22 protein-coding genes and 1 pseudogene are annotated in these 17364 nt (G+C 53.4%); 8 read left to right on the top strand and 15 right to left on the bottom strand.

Annotation, left to right across the window (positions count from 1 at the left end; genetic code table 11):
• Positions 1–7 precede the first annotated feature (7 nt).
• The 10 genes from ACP8J1_RS08605 to ACP8J1_RS08650 all read right to left on the bottom strand — a co-directional run bounded on the left by ACP8J1_RS08605 (position 8) and on the right by ACP8J1_RS08650 (position 4787).
• Entirely contained in the window at positions 8–883 is an 876-nt protein-coding gene (locus ACP8J1_RS08605) for a hypothetical protein (RefSeq protein ID WP_023021049.1), read from the bottom strand.
• Positions 864–1019: a hypothetical protein gene (locus ACP8J1_RS08610; RefSeq protein WP_023021048.1), complete on the bottom strand. Its 156-nt coding sequence runs from the start codon at positions 1017–1019 to the stop codon at positions 864–866. The genes ACP8J1_RS08605 and ACP8J1_RS08610 overlap by 20 nt, the downstream gene beginning before the upstream one ends.
• Positions 1020–1087: 68 nt before the next feature.
• On the bottom strand, positions 1088–1294 hold the full coding sequence (locus ACP8J1_RS08615) for a hypothetical protein (RefSeq protein WP_023021047.1): 207 nt from the start codon (positions 1292–1294) through the stop codon (positions 1088–1090).
• Positions 1295–1780 carry a single-stranded DNA-binding protein gene (locus ACP8J1_RS08620; RefSeq protein WP_023021046.1) on the bottom strand — a complete coding sequence of 162 codons (486 nt, stop codon included), beginning with the start codon at positions 1778–1780 and terminating at the stop codon, positions 1295–1297. It lies immediately after the preceding gene.
• Complete coding sequence (locus tag ACP8J1_RS08625) at positions 1781–2617, bottom strand: recombinase RecT (RefSeq protein WP_023021045.1); 837 nt, start codon at positions 2615–2617, stop codon at positions 1781–1783.
• On the bottom strand, positions 2618–2824 hold the full coding sequence (locus tag ACP8J1_RS08630; RefSeq protein WP_023021044.1) for a hypothetical protein: 207 nt from the start codon (positions 2822–2824) through the stop codon (positions 2618–2620).
• On the bottom strand, positions 2821–2991 hold the full coding sequence (locus tag ACP8J1_RS08635; protein ID WP_023021043.1) for a hypothetical protein: 171 nt from the start codon (positions 2989–2991) through the stop codon (positions 2821–2823). Before ACP8J1_RS08635 ends, ACP8J1_RS08630 begins: the two co-directional genes overlap by 4 nt.
• Entirely contained in the window at positions 2991–3902 is a 912-nt protein-coding gene (locus tag ACP8J1_RS08640) for a YqaJ viral recombinase family protein (protein WP_023021042.1), read from the bottom strand. The genes ACP8J1_RS08635 and ACP8J1_RS08640 overlap by 1 nt, the downstream gene beginning before the upstream one ends.
• A gap of 297 nt (positions 3903–4199) precedes the next feature.
• Positions 4200–4370, bottom strand: coding sequence for a hypothetical protein (locus tag ACP8J1_RS08645; RefSeq protein WP_023021040.1), 171 nt, complete (start codon positions 4368–4370; stop codon positions 4200–4202).
• 231 nt (positions 4371–4601) lie between these two features.
• Positions 4602–4787: an excisionase family DNA-binding protein gene (locus ACP8J1_RS08650; protein ID WP_023021038.1), complete on the bottom strand. Its 186-nt coding sequence runs from the start codon at positions 4785–4787 to the stop codon at positions 4602–4604.
• Positions 4788–5146: 359 nt separating this feature from the next.
• Between ACP8J1_RS08650 and ACP8J1_RS08655 the strand changes: the two genes are divergently transcribed.
• Together ACP8J1_RS08655 and ACP8J1_RS08660 are read left to right on the top strand one after the other, a co-directional pair.
• A complete protein-coding gene (locus ACP8J1_RS08655; protein ID WP_023021037.1) occupies positions 5147–5641 on the top strand; it encodes a hypothetical protein in 495 nt (164 codons plus the stop codon).
• Positions 5642–6115: 474 nt separating this feature from the next.
• Positions 6116–6700 (top strand): hypothetical protein, encoded by a 585-nt coding sequence (locus ACP8J1_RS08660; RefSeq protein WP_486696575.1) that lies wholly within the window; start codon positions 6116–6118, stop codon positions 6698–6700.
• Between the two features lie 67 nt (positions 6701–6767).
• On the opposite strand, the gene ACP8J1_RS08665 is transcribed toward ACP8J1_RS08660, so the two are convergent.
• Positions 6768–7484 (bottom strand): Rha family transcriptional regulator, encoded by a 717-nt coding sequence (locus ACP8J1_RS08665; protein WP_023021035.1) that lies wholly within the window; start codon positions 7482–7484, stop codon positions 6768–6770.
• A 63-nt stretch (positions 7485–7547) separates the two neighbouring features.
• Positions 7548–7781, bottom strand: a complete 234-nt coding sequence (locus ACP8J1_RS08670) for a helix-turn-helix domain-containing protein (RefSeq protein ID WP_023021034.1) — start codon at positions 7779–7781, stop codon at positions 7548–7550.
• Between the two features lie 149 nt (positions 7782–7930).
• Here ACP8J1_RS08670 and ACP8J1_RS08675 point away from each other — a divergent pair, with 149 nt between their 5' ends.
• From ACP8J1_RS08675 to ACP8J1_RS08700, 6 genes are all read left to right on the top strand, one after another.
• Positions 7931–8461, top strand: coding sequence for a hypothetical protein (locus tag ACP8J1_RS08675; RefSeq protein ID WP_034655922.1), 531 nt, complete (start codon positions 7931–7933; stop codon positions 8459–8461).
• A complete protein-coding gene (locus ACP8J1_RS08680) occupies positions 8454–9482 on the top strand; it encodes a DUF3644 domain-containing protein (RefSeq protein ID WP_232212604.1) in 1029 nt (342 codons plus the stop codon). Before ACP8J1_RS08675 ends, ACP8J1_RS08680 begins: the two co-directional genes overlap by 8 nt.
• Before the next feature lie 214 nt (positions 9483–9696).
• Complete coding sequence (locus ACP8J1_RS08685; RefSeq protein WP_232212605.1) at positions 9697–9996, top strand: ImmA/IrrE family metallo-endopeptidase; 300 nt, start codon at positions 9697–9699, stop codon at positions 9994–9996.
• Positions 9997–10808: 812 nt separating this feature from the next.
• Positions 10809–11225 carry a hypothetical protein gene (locus ACP8J1_RS08690; RefSeq protein ID WP_023021030.1) on the top strand — a complete coding sequence of 139 codons (417 nt, stop codon included), beginning with the start codon at positions 10809–10811 and terminating at the stop codon, positions 11223–11225.
• Positions 11226–11407: 182 nt separating this feature from the next.
• Complete coding sequence (locus tag ACP8J1_RS08695; protein WP_023021029.1) at positions 11408–11722, top strand: hypothetical protein; 315 nt, start codon at positions 11408–11410, stop codon at positions 11720–11722.
• 78 nt (positions 11723–11800) lie between these two features.
• On the top strand, positions 11801–12901 hold the full coding sequence (locus tag ACP8J1_RS08700) for a tyrosine-type recombinase/integrase (protein WP_023021028.1): 1101 nt from the start codon (positions 11801–11803) through the stop codon (positions 12899–12901).
• A 139-nt stretch (positions 12902–13040) separates the two neighbouring features.
• On the opposite strand, the pseudogene ACP8J1_RS08705 reads toward ACP8J1_RS08700, so the two are convergent.
• The 3 genes and pseudogenes from ACP8J1_RS08705 to ACP8J1_RS08715 all read right to left on the bottom strand — a co-directional run bounded on the left by ACP8J1_RS08705 (position 13041) and on the right by ACP8J1_RS08715 (position 17128).
• Positions 13041–14464: pseudogene (locus ACP8J1_RS08705) on the bottom strand (NAD-dependent succinate-semialdehyde dehydrogenase).
• 47 nt (positions 14465–14511) lie between these two features.
• The gene (locus ACP8J1_RS08710) at positions 14512–15717 is read right to left on the bottom strand and encodes an oxygenase MpaB family protein (RefSeq protein ID WP_023021026.1); all 1206 of its coding nucleotides are present in this window, start codon (positions 15715–15717) and stop codon (positions 14512–14514) included.
• Positions 15718–15760: 43 nt separating this feature from the next.
• A complete protein-coding gene (locus ACP8J1_RS08715) occupies positions 15761–17128 on the bottom strand; it encodes an oxygenase MpaB family protein (RefSeq protein WP_023021025.1) in 1368 nt (455 codons plus the stop codon).
• Positions 17129–17364 lie beyond the last annotated feature (236 nt).

The raw sequence follows: 17364 nt of genomic DNA on the forward strand, positions 1-17364 counted from the left end.
GTGTCTCCTAGAAGGGCGGTTCGAGTTGTTTCGTTCCGGTGGGTTGTGGTTTTTGCGCTTCTTGGGCTTCGAGTTCGCGTGCCATGCGTTCGCCTAGTTCGATGTAGCGCTGGGATTTGGATTTTTGAGGCTGGCCGGTGGTGTTTTGTTTTTGTCGGCGCATCCAGACTCGCCATGTTGCGTCCCAGTCGGCTTTCCGTGCCTTGGCTCCAGTGATGGAGTGCCAGTAGTCGCAGAAGTTCTCGTGTTCGGTGGCGAGGTCGAGGTCTGGTCGTTCTGTGCGGATTTTGTTGACGGTCTCCGGTTTTGGTTCCCAGCCTCTGGGGAGGGGGTGATTCTTTTTGGGTTTGGTGGTTGTGTCTGGGCTGGGGCCACCATCCGCTTTTGCGGTGGTGGTCTCTACTACAGAACCTTTAGGTTCTGTGGTCGGGCCGGGTCGGGTCGGGTCGGGGCGGTGTGACACCGTTCTGTGACTCACAGCGATGTCACGTTGACCTGTCACATGTGAGTCACGCGTGACATTTTCGCGTTCTCCCTGCTCTTGGCGTTTTCGGTAGCGCGATTTGCGTTGCCTTTCGGCGGCTTCTTCGCGCTCTTTTAGCTTCTGTTCGCGACTGGGTTGCCACCCATTCCAGTCGTGAAAGCGGAACACTTTCGCACCGTTTTCGGACCTACCTTCAACCCAAATGCCCGCAGAAACGAGCGCATTTATTTGAGATTTCGTGCCTTTAAATCGTTTGACTTGGCTTGCCGGGATGACTCCGTCGGTTAGATGTTTGCCGCACCATGCGCCCGATTTAGTCCACAAACCGATAGCAGCGTTAGGCACGTCAAGAAACTTCGGATGGTCGTAGAAGCCATCGTCAACCTTGAACCAAGTCATCGTCTTGTACCTCCTTTTCTATGGATTGGAATAACTGGATTAATGCATCGAGGAAGTCCGGCCTAGCGCAGTACACGTCTTGGGATTCCAAGTAGGCGCGCATGTCCTGGCGGGCACGGTGGTCAGGGTCAGTCATGGATAAAGTCCGTTGGGGTTAGAAATAGACCCCGCCTGTGGACTATTGAGGTCCTGAACAAAACGGGGTTATGTGGTGGGGTCGACGAGGACGGTGGAGGTTGCTTTGAGAGTGAAGCGTCCGTCTCTGGTGACCCCGTGAACTGTGCCGTCGTATTCGGCGGCGTAGGTGATGCGGTCGGCAATCTTCTCTGGGTCAAAGGTAGAGGGGAAAAGAACCACCCTTTTGCCCTTGTATTCGGGAAGTTCGGCGGCTTGAATCTTTACATTCCCCATTTAAAATGGTGGCTCCTGATTCTGCTGTCCCGATTGTGCCGGCGGGGTCGACCACGCCCCGCTAGCAGCGGTTTGTCCATTCTGCGCGGCGTTATCCCACGACTGCTGCGCCTGGCTGGGCTGCTGCTGCGGCGCGGCGGGGAGCGTGTAGTAGCGCATCGCGTTGAACTCTATCTTGCTGCGCTTTTCACCGTCCTTGGTTTCCCACGAGCGGGTTACGAGCTTGCCTGTGACGGCTACCTGGTCACCCTTTTTCAAATCAGCGGCCATCTCAGCCCACGGGGTGGGATTCTGCTTATTGCCTTGCTCGTTCCAGATGGTTACATCTAGGTACATGTTGCGAGTCTTTACCCACTGGTTCTGCTCCTGGTCAAACCTATTGTCTGAGCTAGCGAGGGTGAAGTTAGCCACCGCGGCGCCCTGCGGGGTGAATCGTAGTTCTGCGTCGCGTGGGAGTCCGCCGGTGAGTGTAATGAGGTCAATCATTTATTTGTTCTCCTGCAGTTCGTTCCAGCGGTCGCGGCCAAGGTTGATTACTTTTTGGGGCACATCACTTTCTTCGCGGATTTCGTTCATGAAGTCGGTGACTGCCTCAGCACTAGTCAGCTCTGCGAGGGCGGCTTTTACATCCCGCACGAACTGGTCATCTTCCGGTTCCGGTTCTTGCTTCTTCTTCGGCGCCGGTGCCGACAGGGCCTGCTGCGCCACATCCTGACGAGTAGCCTTTTGCCGAATGGGTTCCGACGTATCCACAAAGCTCTCGGAATCGAAGTACACATCCCCTAGTTCATCGGGGAACGCCTTTCGGAAGGCGCCAGCGGCTGCGTTCTTTCCCAGCATGAAGGTTGGCTTCGCATCCCACATTGGCGTTAGGTTTCCTTCTCGGCCCCAAGTTTGCTTGGACTCATCCCAAGTAACGACATGCGGGAATGGTTCACCGTCTCGGTACACAATGACCTTGGCGAACTCCGGATACCCCATGCGGGCCACGTTCCACGTGTCGCGCCATTCTGTCTCCTGCCCTGTGGAATGGTCGATTCCCTTATACAGCCAGTCGCCTTCGCGGTAGGTGCCGCCCTCCTGCTTAGCGATACGTCGAGCTGTTCGACGTGCTCCGCCGATACCGACTTGGAGGGTGTAGGTCTTACCGTTCTTCGTCTTGCGCTCAATGAGCGCGATTTGCGACGGGTCTTGAGGGTTCAGGCCCAACGCTTCGGCGCGGGCGAAGAACATTTTCAGGTGATTGGCTGGAATTTGCTTGTACCCTAGCTGCTCAATGAGTGTCATTTCCTGCTCGTTGAACTTAGCGATTTCATTACTCATTTAGATGTTCCTTTCATCGTCGAATCGGTCGAGGGTGATTTCTGTGAGTGCGAGGGCGGTTTCCTCATCATGGCCGCGGGCGGTGAAGCACTCCATGAGGTAATGCGCCTGGTCGGCAAAAGCAGTCAGCGCCGCATAGTTTGCTTCTGTCACGGTGCGCGCGACTTCGAGTCGTCGCCGCGGCATATCACTCGGAATAGGAGTCATAGTTTCTGGCGCTCCTTGTCTGCTTGGTCGTGGATTTGCTGGTAGAGGTCACGCATTTCTGGGAACGTGTCTCCGTGGTCGCGCATCCAGTCGAAGGCCTCGCATTGTGCTCTGTTTAGGGCGCGGTTCTTTGCTCCCTTGCTTGGTTCTGTGGTGTAGATGCTCATTAGTTCACGACCTTTGTTAGGCGGAGGCGTGTGGAGCCTCGGCGGGTTTTGGTGTTGAACTCGGCGTAGAGGTCTGGGTGGACGGTCTTAAACGCCTTACTGTCGAAAGTCTTAGAATCCTTGGTGGTGGAAACACTCACCTTGTAGCCGGCGTGCGTACCCGCGTAGGAATCACCGAGTAGTTTCAAAAGGTCTTTCTTGTAGGTCTTGGCTAGGTCAGACCAGCTGGCGGATTTTTCTTCCGCGTCTGCTAGTTGCGCTACGAGGTCTTCTACCTCGTCGGCGTCTTCTAGGCTGGTGACCTCACCCATCCAATCCGGGGTGGTGCCTTCCAGCCAGGCGAACCATTGCGCGGCGGTGCGTTGCATGTCCTCCACCACCTTGGGGTCATAGTGGATTACCTGATACTCGTACCCGTCCGGGGTGAACTCCCCGTCCTGCTCCTGGTAGTACTCCACCAGCAGCACGCACGCCTCGGCGCCCGCATGCCACATGTTTGCCTGCACCTGCAGGTAGTACCCGTCGGGGCACCAATCATGCCAATACCCACCAGTGAATTGGTGTTTAGCGGTTTTAATCTCACCAATGACCTCCCCGTCCTCACTGAAAAGGTCTGGGGTGCCACACAGGCGCTCATCATCTTTGTTGATGATGATGGTTTGCGGGTCCGCGTTGTACACAAGACGCGAATCAACCTCCGCCACAAGCGGCGCCAGCACGGGTTCGCGGGCAGTGCCCCAAACCGTGTAGTCATTACCGCCCCACCGCTTCCCTGTTTCTTTCTGCTCGCGCAGTTCCTGCCACTGTCTAGCAGTCCTGCTTAAATGCAGGTCCCTTAGCTCCGTTGAGGTGAGGTGCTGGCGGCGGAACTCGAACCATTCATCATTATTCTCTGGTTTGAATGTCCTCAATTTAGTTCTTCCTCTTAAAACTCGTGGTGCCCTTATTCGACTCACGCAGAATTTTCTTCGCATTCCTCGCATGGCGCTCACAGAACCGGAACCCAACCCCCATACCAGGAATGTCCTCACCCTCAAGTAGGCAGTTCGCGTAAAGGCGGCGGTCCCGCTGCTCATAGCAGCGCTTGATATACTCCCTCGCTGCCCTCAACGTCTGATACCTACGCGGCGCATCCCCAAGGTTCACCACCCACTCCCCCTTATAGAGGACAGGGTGAAACTTCTGGTATGCCTGTTCTAACGTAATTCCTACATCCATACTGGCGGCACCGAAATAACCCAATGGAAAACAAATCCAACCATGCCGCCAAACACGCCAGTAGCCCAACACAGGCGCACCCGCTTAGCGGCAACATCCTGCCAATACGCCAACTCCTTATACGTCGGCTCGCGGCGCTCCGAGCGATTACTTACGCACATGACAAAACCTCCTCTCATAAGCAGAAATCTGGCCGGTCACACTATTGGCACCACTAGCAAGCGTGAGAATTTGACGACGAGTCTTCTCAGGAAGATGAGCAAGGTTGTAAATCGTCTTCAACCGAGCCTCAACATCCCTCATATAAGCCTTCGCCTCAGAAGCCGTAATCTGACGCATCATCTACCTCCAAATCATTACAAAAGTTCGATTAGTTCGTTGGAACATGCGTTTTATAAAGCCCATTGGTTCTCCCCCATCAAAAAAGCATCGCACCACTCAGGCTTGACGCGGTACGTGCGCCCAGTCTTCACCGAACGCAATTCCTTACGCTGCAAAAATCGATACACCGTCTCCAGATGCATACCCATATACTCAGCAGACTCCTTCGCGGTAAACCATTTACTGATACAATCCATAACGCCCTTTCTGAAAAAAGAGGTTGAATCACGGGTAAGGCCCCTGCACTTCTCAGTTCACGCAGGGGCCTTCACCATGAAAACTTCCGAAAAATAAACGGGGATGCAGGTGCAGCAGAGCGCAGCAGCGGCAAGTGCTGAAACCGCCAAATCCTGGGATACTGCCCTTGAAGCGGTCAGTGTCCAACCCGCCGTTGACAACCCCTAGTGCGCAGCCGGGGAGTTGCACCCCAGTGGTCTTTTGTAAGCACAAATTTCTTTAGCCCCTGTAGTAGGTACAAGAAAAATGTGAATAGTTACTACTCTGCGCTAGCACGCCCCTTCAGGCCACCTGAAGAGGCCAGATAAAATGTGAAAGCATGAACGCGTTCGAAATAATTTCCACGCTCATCGCCTCAGTCTCCGCCGGCATCGCACTCTGGCAAGCAATAGACGCATCAAAATCACGCAAATCAGCAGAGACTGCACAAGCCGAAGCCGCAGAAAGCTCCGACCGAGCCGCCCGCAGCGCCGAAAAGGCCGCAGCAGAACAACGAAAAATCGCCGAAGCACAAGCAACAATCTCCGCATACACGCAGAAACTCGCCGCAGCAAACCGACGAAACGTCACCCTGCACCACGAGAGCAAACAGCTCTACGTCATCGCCAACGAAACCGGCGAAACCATCACCAACGTCAGCATTAACGCGACCAGAGACGACCAAGCAGCCACCATGAACGCTGACACCGCCGCCGCCCTCAACCACGGAGACGTCATCGAAGTACTCCTTGGCTTCCAGGGAAAATACGTCCTACAGTGGACAGACAGCGACGGTAAACAGCAACAAAAAGCAGTAATTGCTAGCGCCGATTGATGTAGCTGACATAGATAGCGCACCCCACAGAAATCAAGGCGCACACCGAAATAACAATCGGAGCAACCATACCGAAACACCTCCCCTCCACAATCAACTATCCGCCTCACACACCGTGAGGCTAGTGCCGCGCCCGGGACTCGCACCCGGGGAGTAGCTCATCCACGGCCTAGTTTTTACGTCCTTGGTGGTTCCCTCCCGCTTACGGCGGGGTTCCTGCCTGTCGGCTTGGCCAATGCTTCACGGACACGTCACGTGGTTCTTGGCCCGGTATCTTCTATCAGGACAATTCACTAATTCAGTTCTCAATACAGCTCGGGCCTTTAGACCCTGTGCGCTACCGGGGCCACGCTCCCCGGATGGACTACCTAGCGCTTAAAGTCTCGTGACGTTATTAGCTGGTACTGATACACCCTCGATGTGACGAAAAGTGACGCTATTTCAGCGCCTGCTAAGTCGGGCTAAAATAAATCCATGGCAATAACCGCACTCATAAGCGCAATAACCGGACTTGCCGCACTACTACTAGGAATCAAACAACTCCAACACGCCCGCCAATACGACGGTGCACACCAAATAGCAATGGGCTTCAGCAACTACGGAACCCCCACCGTCATCTCAGGAATGAAAGAGCCCATTGACGAAATCGAAATACAACTCCACTACCAGGGCTTCCAACCCCTCTACGGAGTCAAGATGTCCCTCCTCTGGGACAATGGCGAACACTGGGACCTCTGCCCCGAGACTCAGCTTCAGCCTGGAGAAAAATTCGGCCCGAAGGTTCTAAAAATACCGTGTAGCGACCTGGATAAAGTACACCTACATGTCGCATGGCAGACTCCACATCCTGCCATTCTGAAAAACAAGATTCGGTATCAAGCACTCCGGATGAACCTGGCTCAAGAGGCTCAACAATGGCGATGGCGTCCATTCGAACACCTCCATCGGCGCCGGCACTCGCCACTCGGAAAGTGGAAGGCAATTCATAATTCCCCAACCGACCAACAGACCTTCCCCGGCTGGCCCCACGGCCCCGCAGCCAAGACCATAGACTGGTAAACATCAACAACACTCCTCTAAACGCATTCGACCAATACCGCCCACACACGTGGCTTTTACATATGCGCTAGGCGTAGTACTCATCCCACACCTGCTGCATCAGCTCCCGGTCGGCCTCGGTGTAGCCGTTAACCTGGCGCACCTGACCGTTAGGCAGGGTAAGGTCATACTTTCCTGGTTCGCGTCCCTTTTCCAGCGTGTACAGTGCCTTCATGCGCTTACCGAACATCGGGGCCACGGACTTCATCTTCTTGTTGGACAGGTTCTTCGACTTCAAAAAATCCGCCGTGTACAAGGGGCGGGTTTCCGGGTCCAACTCCGGCACCTCACCCAAACCACGAGCCAAAACAATCCGCGCCTTCGCCTCCAAATGGTCAGGGTGGATAAGACCCTTCGCCGCCTGACACAACTCCATCCGCATCTGCGACTCACGCATCAGAGCGTTCAACTGGTGCTCAGCCTGCACCAGTTGGTTTTCCATAGCTACGAAGGCCTTAATGAGATTCTTCTTGAAGTCAACCACCACCGGCGTATTGCGGAACAGGGTCATGGCGAACATTGCCTGCTCACGATTCAGAACCGCGATGTTGGTCTTTTGTGCTCCGCCTGCGGTTTGACGGGTCCGCGTTTCAAACGCGACCCTTCCAAACTCCTCGAAGTCTGCTTGGTTCTTACGAATCGTTTCCAGAACGTTCTTGTGCTGAATACCGACACCGCCGGCAATAATCTCCGAAGTGGTAGTTAGGGTTCCGTCATTGTTGGCATGAACCAGTTGATTGTCCATTATGTTAAACTCCTTATTGAGTGATCGTCTTGGCTCGGTGTTCTGGCACCGGGCCTTTTTCTTTTAGGCCGCTGCTGCGAGTTCAGCTCCGTCAACAACGACTAGAATCTTCGAGGCTTTTGCACCGAGTCGGACTAGACCGTTGATAACTTCGTTGTCCAACTCCCTGCTTTTTAGGTATTTGCGAAGCGTGTTGCGGTGAACGCCGATTTTGTCTGCAAGTTCGGCGTTTGAGGTGATGTGGTTGATTCGTCGGACTCGGTCTACTTCATCCAAACTGATTAAAACCTTGGGCACTTTTCTCCTCCTCTCGAGTACATGCACAGAGCTTAGTGCACTTTTGGGAGAATTACAAACTTGTCATGCAAGTTCTTGTGCACATAATTTAAATTGCCCAGCATATGGGCCATTTGCTGCACACATATTTGTGCACTACTGTGTTTGGTATGGATAAAGAAAAAGACTGGTTTAGCTCAATGGCAGACCGCAAAATCACCGTCGTGGAAATCGCAAAGCACCTAGAGGTATCCCGCAATACTGCACGTTCTCGACTCGACGAAGGATTAACCAGCGATGAGATAATTCAGCTGGCACGCGCCCTACACCTCAACCCGGTAACTGCCCTAAATGAATTAGGGAAACTGGAAGGGCAGGAAATCTTTGACTTCCTAGACAGTGACGGCACCCTTCTAGCCACGGCCTCACCCCAACAGCTGATTTACCAGTTAGCACAGGACTCCCTTGGGCACGAGGAGAAAGGACGACTCTGGAAGGAGGTATCCGACCCCCGTGGTTATCGCGATGACCTGGCCGCTCGTCGTGCGGGTGCCCCCGTGTCGGACTCGTCTGCTTCACTACCAGATGACGATGACGGCATTGTCCGTGAATTTGACTACTCCCCCGACGAGTACGCCGCCGATTCATCACCCAACGAGCAGGAAGAACGCGAGAAACGAGGTGAAGACCCCATTGACTGAGCAGGAAGGAATGAATACAAGCGATACAGTCAAACGCCTCACCGAGAAGAGTAAAGAATCCTTCTCGCTCGCAATCGAGCTATATAACCGGCCAACCTTGAAGTATCACGCAGAAGCATGCTCAATATTCCTATGCAATGCTTGGGAACTCATGCTCAAGGCATACCTCATCAAAACACAAGGCATCTCATCAATCTATTTCAAAGACAACCCAGAACGCACAATTTCTCTAGATGACTGCCTTGGCAAGGTATTCACAAACAGCAAATCGCCATTAAGAATCAACATGCGTGAGCTGATTGACTTTAGAAACACCAACACACACTTCATTACTGATGAGTGGGAGATCTTTTACGGACCGTTTTTGCAAGCTGCAGTGACCAACTATGCCCAACAACTCGAAGAACTACTTAATGAGTCAGTCAGTGATTTGATGCCTGAAAATCATCTCACGTTGGCAGTAAGACGCGGTGACGTCCAACCAGATATCATCCACGCCAAGTATGACCCAGCCGTAGCAAAACGGCTTCTGAAGAAAAGCCATGAGCTAGCCGAAGCTGCAGGTACAGGCGGAAATGAAAACATCGCTGCGATTTATGAGACAACGTTGCGTATCGTCAAAAAGGAAAGAGACGCAGACCTAAACGTCTATTTTTCAAAAGGATCCGATATCCCAGTAAACGTTATCCGCGACGTTAAAGACTCGAGAAGCTATTACCCTTACACCGCAAAATTGGTTCTCGAAAAAGTCAACCATCGCTTGAAACGAGAAAATATAGACCTAATTCGAGATGGGAAACCGCATGAGCGCTTCAATAAGTACGACTTCGGGTTGTTCACAAGCGGTCACAATATGAAAGGCGACGAGCGATTCAGTTACGACAGGAGTTCACCCCATGAATCAAATCCTGCCTACATCTACAACGACAACACTGTTAACTTCATTGTCCAAAGACTTAAAGAAGAGCCTGACTACTTGGACAATCTGAAACAGAAGTCATCAAAAAATAATCGACACTGACCCCAGGGGCAAAGGAATTCTCGACCTAATGTCTTACTCCCATTCGGGAACCCAGCCTGATCCGTCACGAGTCAGTGTCTCTAAGTCAGACAGTACCTCATCTACTCACGAACAAACAACCTTTAACACGCCAATGATTGAAGCTCTTATTCAGGCCGCTGAGTCCCGGGGTTACCGAATCCGGTGGCATCGTGGCGGGCCGAAGGCGGCGTGGGTGCCCGCACAGAACGCAATCACCGTACAGATAGGCATGGATGACGTCACCACCCTATGCTCACTGGCCCACGAGCTAGGCCACGCGCATTATGGTGACCCTCCCGGCCACCACGGCGCCCATGAAATCCGCGCAGACCGCTTCGCAGCCCGACTCCTCATCAACCCCACCGAATACGCCACAGCAGAAGCAATCTACGGACCACACCCAGCCGCCATCGCAGCAGAGTTAGGAGTGACCGTCAATATTTTGAAATCATGGCAACAGCTGTACACAGCACTAATGGTGAAAAGCAGTTAGCAGCAAAAGGAGGGGCCATGAGTTTCACAAACTATGCCCCTCCTCTTTTACCACTATCCCAGATAGAGCAGAAAAGGCCGCCGGATGCCTTTCTACAAGGATGAACTACGTAGCCCCCAGCGGCCTTTCCTAGTCCCGCCGCTAGAGTACAGAAGGAAGGCGGCGGGATTTAGGGTAAGAGTGCCCCTAACGTCAGCCAGCGTAAGAATTCTGACCGACAGCACTAAGCCTAATATTACTAACTAAAAATAGCTACATCTCTCTCTGTGAAATTGACTTCATACCACAAGAAACAAATCCATACGCAGGATATTCAAAGTAAAGTATGGCCCACCACAATCAGAGGAAGTTAGCCTAGTAAAACGTAAAAGGCCGCTAAGAGTGCAAGGGGTACCAGCACTACTTAGCGGCCGCAACATGAGCTACTTTTCTACATTAATACAACCAACGTAGAAAAGATCAGGAGAGCGGAATCGAACTCTCAACCGGCCAGTACGTACATCCCCAGCCGGTGTCGAAAACACTAGCCGACTAAAGCTAACCCCGCAACCATTATTCAGCACGACATCAAATTAAAGAACTAGGCGAACTACTACAACCGACTTACCACCCTCATACCAAGAATTTAATGTAAGCGTCAACACTAAACACTTAGGAGTTCACCGAGGCCATCCATGGACGCCTACACGCTTCGACCAAGCCCTCCCATTTCAGTTCCTGTGCATTCCACCACAAAACCTGACTTTTACTTTAAAATAAGCTAGCATTCCTTTTTGCGTGCTTAACACCCCCATACGACTCAAGGAGACACAATGCTACGCAAGGCAACCATCGGCCTGACCACCTTGGCCATCGCCACCACCACCGCCATCGCACCAGCAATGGCAGACGACACCGTCACCTCTGAAACTACCTCTGCCGACGCTGTCGCCACTACCGAAGCCACCCCTGAACAAAACGACGCAGCTTCCTCCAAGCTCGACAAAGAAGGCATCCACGCCAAGTTCGAGGAGCTCTCCAGCAAGCACAAGGAAAACAAGCAAGACCTAGACGCTAAGCACGAAGAGCACAAGAAGAACTTCGACGCAAAGCTCGACCAGCTCTCCAGCAAGACTGAAGACTTCAACGCTAAGGTCGATAAGTTCGTCAAGAACATTGACTTCAGCAAAATCGAGGACGCACTGAAGGTCGTAGAAAAGATCATCGTAATCGCCGGCAAGCTCGCCTAACACACGTCTTTCAACTCCACCATTGCCTCGGGCACAACACTAGTGCTCAAGGCAATTTTTTATTCCCCCATTCACCTCAAACTTGTGCAGACTGACACAAAAGAATGCAGTTTCCCCGCACAGGCACTACCCTTCTTACTGGGTAAACCTACCCTGAAAGCACCCCCCGATAAGGAGACACAATGCTACGTAAAGCAACCATCGGCCTGACCACCTTGGCCATCGCCACCACCACCGCCATCGCACCAGCAATGGCAGACGACGCAGCCCCCACCAAAGAAACCACTGCAACAACAACTACCACCACGGAAGGCAACTCCTCTCAGCCAGAGAACGCTAAGCACCAAAAGAAGGAAAAGACCCCCGAAGAAAAGCTGCAACAAGCAGAAATCGCTGCCAAGCGACTCGATAACGCTAAGAAAGGCATTGAAGTAACCAAAACCATTGTTGAGATTGGCCTCAAAGTCGGCGAATTTCTATTCCCAGTAGCCGCATAGCCCTATCTCTCCACCGGGCCCCGGCAATCCACAGTATTTGGATTGCCGGGGCTTTTATACAACACAAAGATCTCTATCATGTCTTCAATCAAGTCCTATAAGACCGCAAAAGGAAAGTCCTGGCGGGTCCAGTACCGCGACCCAAACGGCACATCCCACACAAAACGAGGATTCCGCACCAAAAACGAAGCGCGAGCATGGGCCGACAAAAACGCAGTCAATATACGCGAAAACGACTGGATAAATCCCACCGCCGGCAAAATCACCGTCGAACAAATGGCTGTCCCATGGCTCACGAACATCACCCACCTCAAACCAAAGACTAAATACGACATGCTCGCTATATGGCGAAACCACGTGAAACCACAATGGGGGAACCGCCAAATATCAAGCATCAAACCATCAGAAGTACAAGTCTGGGTCTCATCACTGGACAAATCAGCCTCACTCGTACGACAAGCACACGCCGTACTAGCCCAAATCCTCGACTTAGCGGTAATGGACAAAGCCATACGAAACAACCCAGCCCGAGGAATTAAACTACCCCGCAAAACCGCCGCAAAAAAGATATACCTCACCGCAGAACAACTCGGACTACTCGTTAACGAATGCACTAAGTACAAAGAACTCGTATGGCTACTAGGCACCGTGGGGCTTCGCTGGGGCGAAGCAGCAGCCCTCAGAGTCCGCGACATAGACGTCACGCGAAACCGAATCAGCATTGAACGAAACGCCGTCACAGTAGGCACCGAAGTGGTTATTGGCACGCCTAAGACGCATGAGGTACGCGAAGTGGCTGTGCCGGCGTCGGTGATGCGGATGCTTATACCGGTAATGGAAGGTAAAAGCCCGGATGAGTTGTTATGGCCGCGTCGTGATGGTTCGCCGATGAAGCCGCCTACGCATGGCAAGTGGTACTACAACGCGTTGGATAGGTGTATGGATAAGTACCCGGATTTTCCGCGTGTGACTCCGCATGGTCTTAGGCATGTGGCCGCCGGGTTGATGGTGTCGGCTGGGGCGAATGTGAAAGTTATCCAGCGTGAGCTCGGCCATTCTTCAGCGGCGATGACGCTTGATATTTACGCTGAATTGTTTGATGAGGATTTGGAGGCGGTGGGCAGCGCTGTGGATGAAAAGATTTCAGATGTCGTCAGATTGTCGTCACGTAGGGCTTGAAAAGGGTGTTTATGCAGGTTAAATAGGGTTTAGGTCACTGGTTCGAGCCCAGTTGGAGGAGCAAAAATCCCGCTTAGCTTTGCTAAGCGGGTACTTTTGTATTGAGCCCTATTACCTCTGAGCTAGAACGGCTTGTGGCCTAGTCGTTGATGTACAGATACTGCTTATTTACGAACTCATCTAGGGCAAAGACAGAAAGTTCGCGGCCGTAGCCGGAATTCTTGATTCCGCCGAAAGGCAGCACTGGGGAGAAGTACTGTCCTAGGTTGACGTGGATCATTCCGGTATCGATCTGGTCAGCCACGTTGGTGGCACGCTCGGTGTCCTCAGAGAAGACGGCGCCGCCCAGACCGTAGTTGGAGTTATTGGCTAGCTCCACTGCTTCCTTTTCGGAAGAGACCTTATAGATTTCGGCCACAGGGCCGAAGAACTCCTCATAGTAGGAGTCGGAGCCTACGGGGACGTCGGTAAGCACGGTTGGCGTGTAATAGGCCGCGGTTTCATGCAGCTCGCCACCGGTACGGATGGTGGCGCCATTGTCCACGGCGCGCTGGACCTGCTTGTCTAAGTTCTCTGCGGCGCTGCGCGAGGACATTGGGTAGTACTGGTTATCCGCTGGGCTGGAAGGATCACCTTGTGCCATTCCCTCGGCGATGCGCACCATTTCATCAACAAACTCGTCGTAGATATCCTCCATGACGATGATGCGCTTATTGGAGGTGCAGGCCTGGCCGACGTTCTCGATGCGCTTGACCCAGGCTTCCTCAGCCGCCTTAGTGATATCGGCGGCATCGAGAATAATATACGGATCAGTGCCGCCGAGCTCCAGCACAGCCTTCTTAAGGTTGCGGCCGGCGATTTCCGCAATGGCGGCGCCGGCACGCTCAGAACCAGTGAGAGAAACACCCTGGACGCGCGGATCAGCAATAACGTCCGCAATCTGGTCATGGTCGGCATAAATATTGATGTACACCCCTCGGGCAGGCCAGCCTCGCGGAAGATCTCCTCGATAGCAGCGGCGGACTTCGGGGTAATTTCGGCATGCTTTAGCAAAATGCAATTGCCGTTCATCAGGTTCGGTCCGGCAAAGCGGGCGACCTGGTAGATGGGATAGTTCCACGGCATGATGCCCAGGAGGGAGCCAACGGGAAGGCGGCGAACCACGGCCTTTCCGCCGGGTACATCGACTGGCTTGTCTTTATTGTGCTCTGCCGCATTATCCGCATAGAACTGCAGGATATCGCCGGAGAAGTTGATCTCCCACTCCCCTTCCGGGGTGGCCTTGCCCATTTCTTGGGCCTCAATCTTGGCTAGTTCGCCCTTACGCTCCTTAAAGAGCTCGGCAGCACGGGAGACAATCTTGGCGCGCTCGTCAATTGGGGTCTTACGCCAGGTTTGAAAGGCCTCGTGAGACTTGGCTAGTGCATCCTGGATCTGCTCGTCGGTAAAGGTATCGAAGGTTTCTACCACTTCATTTGTGGCGGGGTTGGTAACTGCGTAGCCCTTAGACATCGGGACTTCCTTCCTATGGGGTGTTGATATTGATGTACATCGCGAAGGCATTGTGCCTGTCACAACAGTACGCGACTTTTGTTATCCATGTCACCGATTTAAGCGCCGACGGCCATCGAGCCGTCCTTCATTTTCACGCCCTCATCCTGCTTCATGTAGGTGGCATCACGGGTAAGCATCTGGCGGACCATGTCCTCATTCTTCTGGATTTCCGCCTCGAGGGCTTCTTTGTCTTGGCGCAGCAGGTCAAAACGTTCTTGTACTAGTGGGGCTTCCATCTCCAAGATGGGCTGCATCACGGACTGCGCCACGCCACAGGCATCAGCCACCTCATCGCCGTGGATGATGCGCACATGCGCAGCGGTCCAATCTGCAAGTGTGTCTTCTGGGAAACCAGTGAGTTCCCTAGCATTGACAACGAAGCCAGACATCAAGGCATCGACAAGCTGGCGGGCAGCCTCGTTAATCTCGCCGTCGACGGCATGGATGGCGTCCATGGTCTCTTGTGAGGCCTCTACGCCATCCTCGCCGCGGAAGAGATCGGGACGGATTCCCAACATGCGGCCGACTATCTTCCACAGATAGAACACCTCCTTTTCTTCTTCCGCGGTGAGTTGCCAGCCCATACGACGCAGCCCGGCATATGGGATATACGTGAAGTCGAACCAGGTGCGCAGCATGTCGAATTCACTAATCGGCGCACCATAGTCGGAATAGTCCAAACCCTTGCGGTTATGTACGCGGCGCACATGAGCGTGAATCGCGCGCACCATGCCTGTATGAATAAAGCCTTCCCCTCCTGGCTGCAAAGCATCCGGCAGGTAGAGCGAATAGGTCCAGTTTGTGGTGTAGGCAAGGCGCTTGACGGCACCGTCAGTAAGCTCGCCGGTGTTAACCAAAAGGTCAGCGATGGCCGGGGTAGCATACGTATGTACCAAGGAACCAGGGCCCAATGCCAGACCATGGCTCAACGGCGGGATGGATAGGTAGGTGCGGCGACCGCGCTCAAGCTTTTCCGCGTCTAGACCCGCAAGTGCCTTGGTCATATCCTCAATCAATGCCGCTACCTCAGGCAGGGTATTGTCATCGGCGGTGCCGCGAGCTAAGGCCTCGCGCAGGTTGGGCATGATTTCCTTAACCGTATGACCGCTGGTGAATAGAGCGTCTGCCACGGGATCCATAGCCCAGAAGGCCTCTTGGTAGCGGTCTGCGCGCTGCGTGCCATACTTGGCCACAAATTCTTCGCGGCTACCGCGGCCGGCCGGCCATTCATTTACGGCACTCAACGGTGCTGGTGCATTCATTGTGGTTTCTCCTTATAGTCTGGTGAGAGTTGGTGAAGCCGGTTTAGCTGCGGGCTTCTTTCGAGTCATCGTGCAAGGTGTAATCGGACTTGGTATCTGGTTCGTTCTTAGCGATGTAGTCTTTGATCACCTCCGTCACCGCAGTCCAAGGGGGTTTGCCATTATTGGCACGCTTTATCCTGGCCCTTTTCGCACCTGGCAGCTTGTCCCGAACTCGGGCCGCACGAGCTTCCGCTTTAGCGGCCGCCTTGAAGAGGATGGCCCAAGGCCTAAAGTTGATCTTTTCCCAGCGTGTGCCCTGCACCATAAACTTGGTGTCTTTCTCGCCGCAGATGGTAGATAGTGCGCCAAGGGCAACGTGCGGCACGAGGGGGTTGAGGCTTTCCAGGATGGACATCAGCGCGGTAGCCACACGCTCGTGGTAAGCAGAGGAATATCCGCCATTGCCATAGATGTAATCAGTCATCTTGCGCATTTCATCGCCAGTTTTAGGGATAAGGCGTTCCTCCGCTCCCATCATGTAGAGGATGTATCCCCAATACTGAGCCACGTCATCCCACTCCTGGCCGCTATGCGGACGGCCAAAGAACTCGTCGATTGCAAGCGGCATCATGCCAAACCAGCCTTCTCCAGAGACGAGGAAACTGGAGCCGATTGGACGCCCGAATTCGTTATAGTGCTCCGGACCCCACATCTTTTCCAATCCGCGGTTTGCCTGGGCATGGAGCAAACGCACGCGAACCGCCGCCTTACGGCCCTCACCAAAACGCTCGAAGACGTTCTTTTTGCCCAAATCCACAAAGAACTGTGCAGTCTCGATGGACCGCTGCATGGCTTGGAACTCAAACATGCCGGTCTCACCCGTGGCCGCAGAGGTGCGATCCTCCAACGTAGTTGCCCAATAAGCAAAGGCGATAGCAAGAATCTCTGAGGTGCGGGTGACGTTGTAATAGGCTACGCGCCCGCGTTCGGCGGCCTCGAGATCTAGCCAACTTGGGATCCGATCTACTTCTTGGAAAAACTCCACCAACTCAGGGGCAGGTTCACGCACAGTATCGATACCCTGATTTAGCGCCTGCTCGAATTTCTTCCGCGATTCCTTCGCACCATCGCGACGGAAGGCTTGGGCGAGCTTCTCACCCGTCTCATCGGTTTGCCACATGTGGTCATCTAAAAGGCGGGTTTGCGCAGTACCGTAGCCCTCCCAAGAATCTTCCACTGAGTGCCAAGAATCAAAAATATTATGGCGCAGCACGGACCAGCTCGGGGTGGGGGTGCGCCGCTTAGGTGCCGGGCGCAGCGGCATTCCATCGCGGTAAAAATAGCGGAAATCCTCATAAGGATTATCGGACATCGGCAAAATCTCTGGCTGCGTGGCTTCGCTCGCCAAGGGCTTGGTGGGAGTTGACATTGCAGTGACTCTCTTTCTTAGTTCAAGTGTCATGCCACACACTGTTGAACAATGTGTGCTCCATGTCACCTTTAATACGTAGTGGTCATCGTATAGATAGTCAGATCGCACCGCAATGGAATTCGCGGAGGTTTACCCATTTTGCTCTGCTTTAAACTTTCAATAGTGGACAGAAGGGGTTGAATTACACCCCCTACCATGAGAAATAAGACAGAAGGATGCGCCAGGAAATCTTT

This window comes from Corynebacterium sp. LaCa_205 (assembly GCF_057458085.1).